We start from the raw sequence: 10,862 nt of genomic DNA on the forward strand, positions 1-10,862 counted from the left end.
GTGAGTTGAGTTTCGAGTGTCTTCTGACAACCCCGACAGCAGAAGATACCTTGGTTCGGGTGATGTGCAATGCATCGCCGTCCGCCATGGTTGGTAGTGGCCAACCGCCAAGCCCGCAAAGGAAAGCACCTTGCGGGTCAGTCGTCGAAGACCCAGGACTCATGTCTTTGCCCGGAGATCTCATGGCCTATTCCTATACCGAACGCAAGCGAATTCGCAAAAGTTTCGGCAGCCGCGACAGCGTGCTGGAAGTTCCTTATCTGCTGCAGATGCAGAAGGACGCATACACCGCCTTCCTGCAGGCAGATAAAGCACCTCAAAAGAGGACCATAGAAGGTTTGCAGGCTGCTTTTGATGCAGCTTTCCCTATCGTCTCGCACAATGGTTTTGTCGAGATGAAGTTCATTGAGTACAACTTGGCCAAGCCCGCGTTTGACGTGCGTGAGTGCCAGACTCGGGGCTTGACCTTTGCTTCGGCCGTGCGCGCCAAAGTGCAGCTGATCATCTATGACCGCGAGTCCTCCACTTCGCAGTCCAAGGTGGTGAAGGAAGTGAAAGAGCAAGAGGTCTACATGGGCGAAGTGCCCCTGATGACTGACAAGGGCTCGTTCATCATCAACGGCACTGAGCGCGTGATCGTGTCTCAGCTGCATCGCTCGCCTGGCGTATTTTTTGAGCACGACAAGGGCAAGACCCACAGTTCCGGCAAGCTGCTGTTCTCGGCTCGCATCATCCCGTACCGCGGCTCGTGGCTGGATTTTGAGTTTGACCCCAAGGACATCTTGTACTTCCGTGTGGACCGCCGTCGCAAGATGCCGGTTACGACGCTGCTCAAGGCCATTGGCCTGAACCCTGAATCCATCCTGGCGAACTTCTTTGTCAATGACAATTTCCGTCTGATGGACAGCGGCGCACAAATGGAATTTGTGTCCGAGCGTTTGCGTGGCGAAGTGGCACGTTTCGACATCACCGACAAGTCCGGCAAGGTCGTTGTGGCCAAGGACAAGCGCGTCACGGCCCGTCACACCCGTGAACTGGAACAATCGGGTACTACGCACATCAGCGTGCCCGAAGACTTCCTGATCGGTCGAGTCGTTGCCCGCAACATCGTTGATGCCGATACCGGCGAAATCATCGCCAAGGCCAATGAAGAGTTGACCGAAGCGTTGCTCAAGAAGCTGCGCTCTGCCGGCGTGCAGGACCTCCAGGTCATCTATACCAATGAACTAGACCAAGGCGCCTACATCTCGCAGACCCTGCGCATCGATGAAACCGTGGACGAGTTTGCCGCCCGCGTGGCCATCTACCGCATGATGCGCCCTGGCGAGCCACCCACCGAAGACGCAGTGCAGGCCCTGTTCCAGCGCTTGTTCTACAACCCCGACACGTACGACCTGTCGCGCGTGGGCCGCATGAAGTTCAACGCCAAGATTGGCCGCGACGAATCCACCGGCCCCATGGTGCTGTCCAACGAAGACATCTTGGCTGTGGTCAAGATTTTGGTGGATCTGCGCAACGGCAACGGCGAAGTCGATGACATTGATCACTTGGGCAACCGCCGCGTGCGTTGCGTGGGCGAACTGGCCGAAAACCAGTACCGCACAGGCTTGGCACGTATCGAGAAGGCCGTGAAGGAGCGTCTGGGCCAGGCCGAGCAAGAGCCTCTGATGCCCCATGACCTGATCAACAGCAAGCCGATTTCGGCTGCTCTGAAGGAATTCTTCGGCGCATCTCAGCTGTCGCAGTTCATGGACCAGACCAACCCGCTGGCCGAAATCACGCACAAGCGCCGTGTGTCCGCTCTGGGCCCAGGCGGTTTGACCCGTGAGCGCGCAGGCTTTGAAGTGCGTGACGTGCACGTGACCCACTACGGTCGCGTTTGCCCAATTGAGACGCCAGAAGGTCCAAACATTGGTCTGATCAACTCGCTGGCTCTGTACGCCCGCTTGAACGAGTACGGCTTCATTGAAACGCCTTACCGCCGCGTTGTGGACGGCAAGATCACCAACGAAATCGACTACCTGTCGGCCATTGAAGAAGGCAAGTACGTGATCGCTCAGGCGAACGCGCAGCTCGACAAGGATGGTCGCCTCACCGGTGATCTGGTGTCTGCCCGTGAAAAGGGTGAATCCATCCTGTGCGGCGCGGACCGAGTGCAGTACATGGACGTGTCGCCCGCTCAGATCGTGTCGGTGGCTGCCTCGCTGGTGCCATTCCTGGAGCACGATGACGCGAACCGCGCGTTGATGGGCGCCAACATGTCGCGCCAGGCTGTGCCTGTGCTGCGTCCTGAGAAGCCACTGGTGGGCACCGGTATCGAGCGCGTGGCCGCTGTGGATTCGGGCACTGTGGTCACGGCCACCCGTGGTGGTGTGGTGGACTACGTCGATGCGACCCGCATTGTGGTGCGCGTGAACGACGACGAAGCTGTGGCCGGTGAAGTGGGTGTGGACATCTACAACCTCATCAAGTACCAGCGTTCCAACCAGAACACCAACATCCACCAGCGTCCCATCGTGAAGAAGGGTGACAAGCTGGTCAAGGGTGACGTGGTGGCCGACGGCGCATCGACGGACTTTGGCGAAATCGCGATCGGCCAGAACATGTTGATCGCCTTCATGCCCTGGAACGGCTACAACTTCGAAGATTCGATCCTGATCTCCGAGCGTGTGGTGTCGGAAGACCGCTACACCTCGATCCACATCGAAGAACTGGTCGTGATGGCCCGTGACACGAAGCTGGGTGCGGAAGAAATCACGCGCGACATTCCGAACCTGTCGGAGCAGCAACTCAACCGTCTGGACGAGTCCGGCATCATCTACGTGGGTGCAGAAGTGCAACCCGGCGATACGCTGGTCGGCAAGGTCACGCCCAAGGGCGAGACCACCCTCACGCCCGAAGAGAAGCTGCTGCGCGCAATCTTCGGTGAGAAGGCATCTGACGTAAAGGACACCTCGCTGCGCGTGGACCAAGGTTCCTCCGGCACCGTGATCGATGTGCAAGTGTTCACCCGCGAAGGCATCCAGCGCGACAAGCGCGCCCAGCAGATCATCGACGATGAACTCAAGCGCTTCCGTCTGGACCTGAACGACCAGCTGCGTATCGTGGAAGCTGACGCGTTTGACCGTATCGAAAAGCTGCTGACCGGCCGCGTGGCCAACGGTGGCCCGCAAAAACTGGCCAAGGGCACCAAGCTCGACAAGGCGTACCTGTCGTCGGTGGAAAAATTCCACTGGTTCGACATCCGTCCTGCCGAAGACGAAGTCGCCACCCAGCTCGAATCCATCAAGAACGCGCTGGAGCAAACCCGCCACAGCTTCGACCTGGCCTTTGAAGAAAAGCGCAAGAAGCTCACGCAAGGTGACGAGTTGCCTGCGGGCGTGCTGAAGATGGTCAAGGTGTACCTGGCCGTCAAGCGTCGCCTGCAGCCTGGCGACAAGATGGCCGGCCGCCACGGTAACAAGGGTGTGGTCTCCAAGATCGTGCCCGTTGAAGACATGCCCTACATGGCCGACGGCACGCCTGCCGACATCGTTCTGAACCCGCTGGGCGTGCCTTCGCGGATGAACATTGGTCAGGTGCTGGAAGTCCACTTGGGCTGGGCCGGCAAGGGCATTGGCCAACGCCTGGGCGACATGCTGCAGGAAGAGGCCAAGGCTTCTGAGCTGCGCACCTTCCTGGAAGAGGTCTACAACTCCCGTGGCCGCAAGGAAGACCTGTCGCAGCTGTCTGACGACGAGCTGGTGGCCATGGCGCAGAACCTGACTTCGGGCGTGCCTTACGCAACCCCCGTGTTCGACGGTGCTTCGGAAGAAGAAATCAAGGACATGCTGAAGATTGCATACCCTGATGACATCGCCGCACGCAAGGGCCTGACACCGACCCGCACGCAGGCTTACCTGCACGATGGCCGCACGGGTGACCGCTTTGAGCGCCCCACCACCATCGGCTACATGCACTACCTGAAGCTGCACCACTTGGTGGACGACAAGATGCATGCCCGCTCGACCGGTCCTTACTCGCTCGTCACGCAGCAGCCGCTGGGTGGTAAGGCGCAGTTCGGTGGCCAGCGTTTCGGGGAAATGGAAGTGTGGGCGCTGGAAGCTTACGGCGCCGCCTACGTGCTGCAGGAAATGCTGACCGTGAAGTCCGATGACGTGGTGGGCCGTACCAAGGTGTACGAGTCCATCGTCAAGGGCGAACACGCCATCGAAGCCGGCATGCCGGAATCGTTCAACGTGCTGGTCAAGGAAATCCGTTCGCTGGGCCTGGACATCGAGCTGGAACGCTCCTAAGCAGAAAAGGAAAGAGTCACTATGAAATCGCTACTCGACCTGTTCAAGCAATTCACGCCGGACGAGCATTTCGATGCCATCCGCATCGGCATGGCTTCGCCCGAAAAGATCCGTTCGTGGTCTTTCGGCGAAGTGAAGAAGCCTGAAACCATCAACTACCGCACGTTCAAACCCGAGCGCGACGGTCTGTTCTGCGCGAAGATCTTTGGCCCCATCAAGGACTACGAATGCCTGTGCGGCAAGTACAAGCGTTTGAAGCACCGCGGCGTGATCTGCGAGAAGTGCGGCGTTGAAGTCACGCAGACCAAGGTGCGCCGCGAGCGCATGGGCCACATTGATCTGGCCGCGCCTTGCGCCCACATCTGGTTCCTGAAGTCGCTGCCTTCGCGTCTGGGCCTGGTGCTCGACATGACGCTGCGCGACATCGAACGCGTGCTGTACTTTGAAGCCTACGTGGTGACCGACCCTGGCATGACGCCGCTGAAGAAGTTCAGCATCATGTCCGAGGACGACTATGACGCCAAGCGCAAGGAATACGGCGACGAGTTCATCGCCAAGATGGGCGCCGAAGGCATCAAGGACCTGCTGGAATCCATCGACATTGACCTGTCGATCGAACGCCTGCGCGGTGACCTGACCGGCTCCGAAGTCAAGGTCAAGAAGAACGCCAAGCGCCTGAAGGTGCTCGAAGCGTTCAAGAAGTCGGGCATCAAGCCCGAGTGGATGGTGCTCGAAGTGCTGCCCGTGCTGCCACCGGACCTGCGTCCGCTGGTGCCGCTGGACGGCGGCCGCTTTGCCACGTCTGACCTGAACGACCTGTACCGCCGCGTCATCAACCGCAACTCGCGTCTGCGCCGCCTGCTGGAGCTGAAGGCCCCTGAAATCATCGCCCGCAACGAAAAGCGGATGCTGCAGGAAGCCGTGGACTCGCTGCTGGACAACGGTCGCCGTGGCAAGGCCATGACGGGCGCCAACAAGCGTGCTCTGAAGTCGCTGGCCGACATGATCAAGGGCAAGTCGGGCCGTTTCCGCCAGAACTTGCTGGGTAAGCGCGTGGACTACTCCGGTCGTTCCGTGATTACCGTGGGCCCAACGCTCAAGCTGCACCAGTGCGGTCTGCCCAAGCTGATGGCGCTGGAACTGTTCAAGCCTTTCATCTTCTCGCGCCTGGAAGCCATGGGCATCGCGACGACGATCAAGGCCGCCAAGAAGGAAGTCGAATCCGGCACCCCCGTGGTGTGGGACATCCTGGAAGAGGTCATCAAAGAGCACCCCGTGATGCTGAACCGTGCGCCTACGCTGCACCGTTTGGGCATCCAGGCCTTTGAACCTATCCTGATCGAAGGCAAGGCCATCCAGCTGCACCCGCTCGTCTGCGCGGCCTTCAACGCCGACTTCGACGGTGACCAGATGGCTGTTCACGTGCCGCTGTCGGTGGAAGCGCAGATGGAAGCCCGCACGCTGATGCTGGCCTCCAACAACGTGCTGTTCCCCGCATCGGGCGAACCCTCCATCGTTCCATCGCAGGACGTGGTGCTGGGCCTGTACTACGCCACCCGTGACCGTATCAACGGCAAGGGCGAAGGCCTGGTGTTCGCTGACACCGGTGAAGTGCAGCGTGCCCTGGACGCTGGCCAAGTCGAGCTGGCTGCCAAGATCACGGTGCGCATGACCGAGTGGACCAAGGACAAGGCCACAGGCGAATTTGTGCCCTCGACCTCGTTGGTGGAAACCACTGTGGGCCGCGCACTGCTGTCCGAGATTCTGCCCAAGGGCCTGCCGTTCTCCAACATGAACAAGGCGCTCAAGAAGAAGGAAATCTCGCGCCTGATCAACGTGTCCTTCCGCAAGTGCGGTTTGAAGGAAACGGTGGTGTTTGCCGACAAGCTGCTGCAAAACGGTTTCCGTCTGGCCACCCGCGCTGGTATCTCTATCTGTATCGATGACATGCTGGTGCCTCCACAGAAGGCCGGCATCATTGAGCGCTCCGAAAAGGAAGTGAAAGAGATCGAGCAGCAGTACGTCTCCGGTCTGGTCACCTCTGGCGAGCGCTACAACAAGGTGGTGGACATCTGGGGCAAAGCCGGTGACGACGTGTCCAAGGTGATGATGGCCCAGCTCTCGAAGCAAAAGGTGATGGACCGCCATGGCAACGAGGTGGACCAGGAATCCTTCAACTCCATCTACATGATGGCCGACTCCGGCGCCCGTGGCTCTGCAGCCCAGATCCGTCAGGTGGCCGGTATGCGGGGTCTGATGGCCAAGCCAGACGGCTCGATCATTGAAACGCCTATCACCGCGAACTTCCGCGAAGGTCTGAACGTGTTGGAGTACTTCATCTCCACCCACGGTGCCCGTAAGGGTCTGGCCGACACGGCGCTGAAGACGGCCAACTCCGGTTACCTGACCCGCCGCCTGGTGGACGTGACGCAGGACTTGGTAGTGACCGAAGAGGATTGCGGCACTTCCAATGGCTCGCTGATGCGCGCCATCGTTGAAGGCGGTGAAGTGATCGAATCGCTGCGTGACCGTATCCTCGGCCGCACAGCGGCGGAAGATGTGCTGCACCCTGAAAACCGCTCGGTCCTGATCCCTGCAGGCACGATGCTGGAAGAAGACCTGATCGAAGAGATCGAGGCAGTGGGCGTGGACGAAGTGAAGGTGCGCACGGCCCTGACCTGCGAAACACGCTTCGGTCTGTGCGCCAAGTGCTATGGCCGCGACTTGGGCCGTGGCGGTTTGATCAACCTCGGCGAAGCCGTGGGTGTGATCGCTGCTCAGTCCATCGGCGAGCCCGGCACGCAGCTGACCATGCGTACGTTCCACATCGGTGGTGCCGCTTCGCGTGCCGCCATCGCATCGAGCGTGGAAGCCAAGTCCAACGGCGTGATCGGCTTCAACGCCACGATGCGCTACGTGAGCAACACCAAGGGTGAACTGGTGGTGATTGCGCGTTCGGGTGAAATCATCATCCACGACGAGCATGGCCGCGAGCGTGAGCGCCACAAGGTGCCTTACGGTGCAACCCTGACGGTGAAGGCTGACCAGACCATCAAGGCTGGCACCATCCTCGCCAACTGGGATCCGCTGACGCGCCCCATCATCACCGAGTTCGCCGGTCAGACCAAGTTCGAAAACGTCGAAGAAGGCCTCACCGTTGCCAAGCAGGTCGATGAAGTGACCGGTTTGTCCACGCTGGTGGTGATCGACCCCAAGCGCCGTGGCGCTGCCAAGGTCGTCCGCCCCCAAGTGAAGCTGATCGACGCCCAAGGCCAAGAAGTGAAGATCCCTGGCACCGACCACTCGGTGACCATCGGCTTCCAGGTGGGTGCGCTTATCCAGGTGCGCGATGGCCAGGACGTGGGCCCCGGCGAAGTGCTGGCCCGTATCCCGGTCGAAGGTCAGAAGACCCGCGACATTACCGGCGGTCTGCCCCGTGTGGCCGAACTGTTCGAAGCCCGCACTCCGAAGGACAAGGGCACGCTGGCAGAAATGACCGGCACCATTTCGTTCGGTAAGGAAACCAAGGGCAAGGTCCGCTTGCAGATCACCGATCCTGAAGGCAAGGTGTGGGAAGAGCTCGTGCCCAAGGAAAAGAACATCCTGGTGCACGAAGGCCAAGTGGTCAACAAGGGCGAATCGATTGTGGACGGCCCCGCCGACCCACAAGACATCCTGCGCCTGTTGGGCATCGAAGAGCTGTCGCGCTACATCGTGGACGAAGTGCAGGACGTGTACCGCTTGCAAGGCGTGAAGATCAACGACAAGCACATTGAAGTGATTGTTCGCCAGATGCTGCGCCGTGTGGTGGTCGAGAACGTCGGTGAATCCAACTACATCAGCGGTGAACAGGTTGAGCGCTCCGAGATCCTGAACACCAACGATGCATTGCAGTCCGAGGGCAAGATCACCGCGACCTACAGCAACTTGCTGCTGGGTATCACGAAGGCTTCGCTGTCCACCGACTCGTTCATTTCGGCCGCTTCCTTCCAGGAAACCACCCGCGTGCTGACCGAAGCCGCGATCATGGGCAAGAAGGACGAGCTGCGCGGTCTGAAGGAAAACGTGATCGTGGGCCGCCTGATCCCTGCCGGTACCGGTATGGCTTACCACCAGGCACGCAAGGCCAAGGACGCCATGGACGACGCCGAGCGCCGCGCCATCGCCGAAGCCGAAGCGGCTGAAATGGCTGCCTCTGCGGACGAGCCAGAATCAGAAAGCAGCGTGTCTGCCTCTGACGCCGCTGCAGACTAAGCCTTTGGGCGCCGTCTAAAACGCTCCCGTCCTGCCTCCCGGCGGGCCGGGAGCGTTTTTCATGGGCGCGCCGCTTTGTCTGTTTGCCCTCTTTACCTTTTTATTTGCTTGTCACGCGTCGCGCCTGAAGGGGTGGTGCCAAGCTCTGGTGTATGTGGTCGTCCCCCCTGTTCTGGATATTGGTTGCTGTCTTGGTGTTTTGGTCACTGGGGGCCTATAACCGTCTGGTTCGCCTGAAGTCCGCCGCGCAAGCCGCTGGTGTGCACTTGCGCGGGCTGCAAAAGCGGTGCGCGCAGTTGCCGCGCGATTGGGTGGCCGCTGGACCCACGCCAGCTTTGCCTGTGTCCCAAGAGCCTGGCGGTGTTCCTGAGGCGCACACTGAGGCTTTGTTGGCTGCGAGCGACCTATTGGACAAAGCCTTGTCGCCAGCCAAAGCCCCCTTGTCACCACAAGAGCCGCATGCCAGCGCCCAAGAGGCGAGCCTAGTGCTGCAAAATGCGTGGGCCGATGCCATGCAGGCTGCTGCAGTCTCTGAGTGGGATGTGGCCGCATGGCAGGCGCGCTGGGCCGAGCTGCAGGCGCTGCTGGTGCCAGCGCAGCGGGGCTATGAAGAGGCTTCGCAGGCGTACCTTTGTGCCATCCGCCAGTTTCCCGCCAGCGTGCTGGCCCGTGTGGTGGGATTCAGGCCGTTGTAGGCGGGTATCGATGGGCGCCGCTGGGTGTGCCCCGGCGGCTCTCCGTTTGAACCCATGTTGTGCGTGCCTGCATATTGTGTGCGGGCGTGTGCAAGGCTCCTTTTTTCCTGCCATGGCGCGCCCTGCTGTGCCGCTTTGTTTTCCTCCAATCCATGAACTCACCCACCCCACGCCCTGCGCGTCCTGCCCGCCCCGCCGCTGCACCCAAGGCCGATCGGCCTAAAGCCCCCGCTTTGTCCACGCAAGGAGGGGCGCCTGGCACAAGCGTGCCCGTGCCTCTGTGGCTGCAGCTGACGGCCGTGGCCCAGGCGCTGCAGGCCATACGCGGCGGGCAATCGGGAACGGCGGCGGTGGATGCGGTGGAGCCCCGTCTGCGCCCCGGGGTGCAGGCGCTGCTGTTTCAGGTGCTGCGCCAGTTGGGGCGGGCCGATGCCCTGCGCAGCCAACTGGTGGCCCGCAAGCCCCCACCTGCCGCCGATGCGCTGCTGTGCACCGCCTTGGCCCTGGCCTGGGACCCGCAGGCAGCACCCTACGAGCCTTTCACCCTGGTCAACCAAGCGGTGGAGTCGGCCAAGCGCGGTCAGGCCACGCGGGGCCAGGCTCCGTTCATCAACGCCTGCCTGCGCCGCTTTCTGCGCGAGCGCGATGCCCTGGTGGCCGCCACCGATGCCGATCCCGTGGCCCGTTGGAATCACCCGGCTTGGTGGATTCGGCGGGTGCAGCAGGATTACCCCAGCGACTGGGAACGCATCCTGCAAGCCAACAATGCCCACGCACCCATGGCTTTGCGCGTTAATCAACAAAAATGCACGCTAGCGCAATATCAACAAGCGCTAGAAGCTATTAATTTGGTAGCAAACGAGGTGGGCGGCTATGGGCTGGAGCTGGCCCAGCCGGTGCCTGTGCAGGCTTTGCCGGGCTTTGCCGACGGCTGGGTGTCTGTGCAAGACACAGCCGCACAGCAGGCGGCGCCTTTGCTGCTGCAGGGGCTGGATTTGACGCAGCCCCTGCGGGTGCTGGACGCTTGCGCCGCACCGGGAGGTAAAACCGCGCATTTGCTTGAGCACGCCCCTGCCGGTGCTGCTCTGCAGGTCACGGCGCTGGAGGTGGATGTTGCCCGCAGCGAGCGCATCCATGGCACGCTGGCCCGTTTGGGGTTATCGGCCCAGGTGCTGGTGGCCGACGCGGCCCGGCCGCAGGACTGGTGGGCGTCGCAGTGCGGCGGGCAGCCCTTTGATGCCATCTTGCTGGATGCGCCGTGCACCGCCTCGGGCATTGTGCGCCGCCACCCGGATGTACGCTGGCTGCGCCGCGAGTCGGACGTGGCCCAGTTGGCGCAGTTGCAGGCACGCATCCTGGCCGCGCTGTGGCCCCTGCTCAAGCCCGGTGGGCGCCTGTTGTACTGCACCTGTTCGGTCTTCAAGACCGAGGGCGATGCGCAGATGCAAACGTTTCTTACACACAACACCGACGCACGATTGCTACCCTCGCCGGGTCATTTAATTCCCCGAATCGGGGACAAGGCTGAGGCTGTCCCGGACAATCCATTGGGTGATCACGACGGATTTTTTTACGCTCTGTTGCAAAAATCAGCGCAATGAGTCTCCCCTGGCTCGTT

At 61.1% G+C, this 10,862-nt stretch carries 4 protein-coding genes; all 4 read left to right on the forward strand.

Annotated features, from left to right (window positions below; all coding sequences use genetic code 11):
• Positions 1–182 precede the first annotated feature (182 nt).
• The 4 genes from rpoB to rsmB all read left to right on the forward strand — a co-directional run bounded on the left by rpoB (position 183) and on the right by rsmB (position 10,845).
• Positions 183–4,295 carry a DNA-directed RNA polymerase subunit beta gene (gene rpoB / locus CLU88_RS17155; protein WP_099657623.1) on the forward strand — a complete coding sequence of 1,371 codons (4,113 nt, stop codon included), beginning with the start codon at positions 183–185 and terminating at the stop codon, positions 4,293–4,295.
• A gap of 21 nt (positions 4,296–4,316) precedes the next feature.
• A complete protein-coding gene (gene rpoC, locus CLU88_RS17160; protein ID WP_099657624.1) occupies positions 4,317–8,549 on the forward strand; it encodes a DNA-directed RNA polymerase subunit beta' in 4,233 nt (1,410 codons plus the stop codon).
• Positions 8,550–8,968: 419 nt separating this feature from the next.
• Complete coding sequence (locus tag CLU88_RS22870) at positions 8,969–9,244, forward strand: hypothetical protein (protein ID WP_143226041.1); 276 nt, start codon at positions 8,969–8,971, stop codon at positions 9,242–9,244.
• 152 nt (positions 9,245–9,396) lie between these two features.
• Positions 9,397–10,845, forward strand: coding sequence for a 16S rRNA (cytosine(967)-C(5))-methyltransferase RsmB (gene rsmB, locus CLU88_RS17170; RefSeq protein ID WP_099658965.1), 1,449 nt, complete (start codon positions 9,397–9,399; stop codon positions 10,843–10,845).
• Positions 10,846–10,862 lie beyond the last annotated feature (17 nt).

The sequence above is a fragment of the Acidovorax sp. 56 genome (assembly GCF_002749705.1).
In the GTDB taxonomy this organism is placed as follows: Bacteria; Pseudomonadota; Gammaproteobacteria; order Burkholderiales; family Burkholderiaceae_C; genus Acidovorax.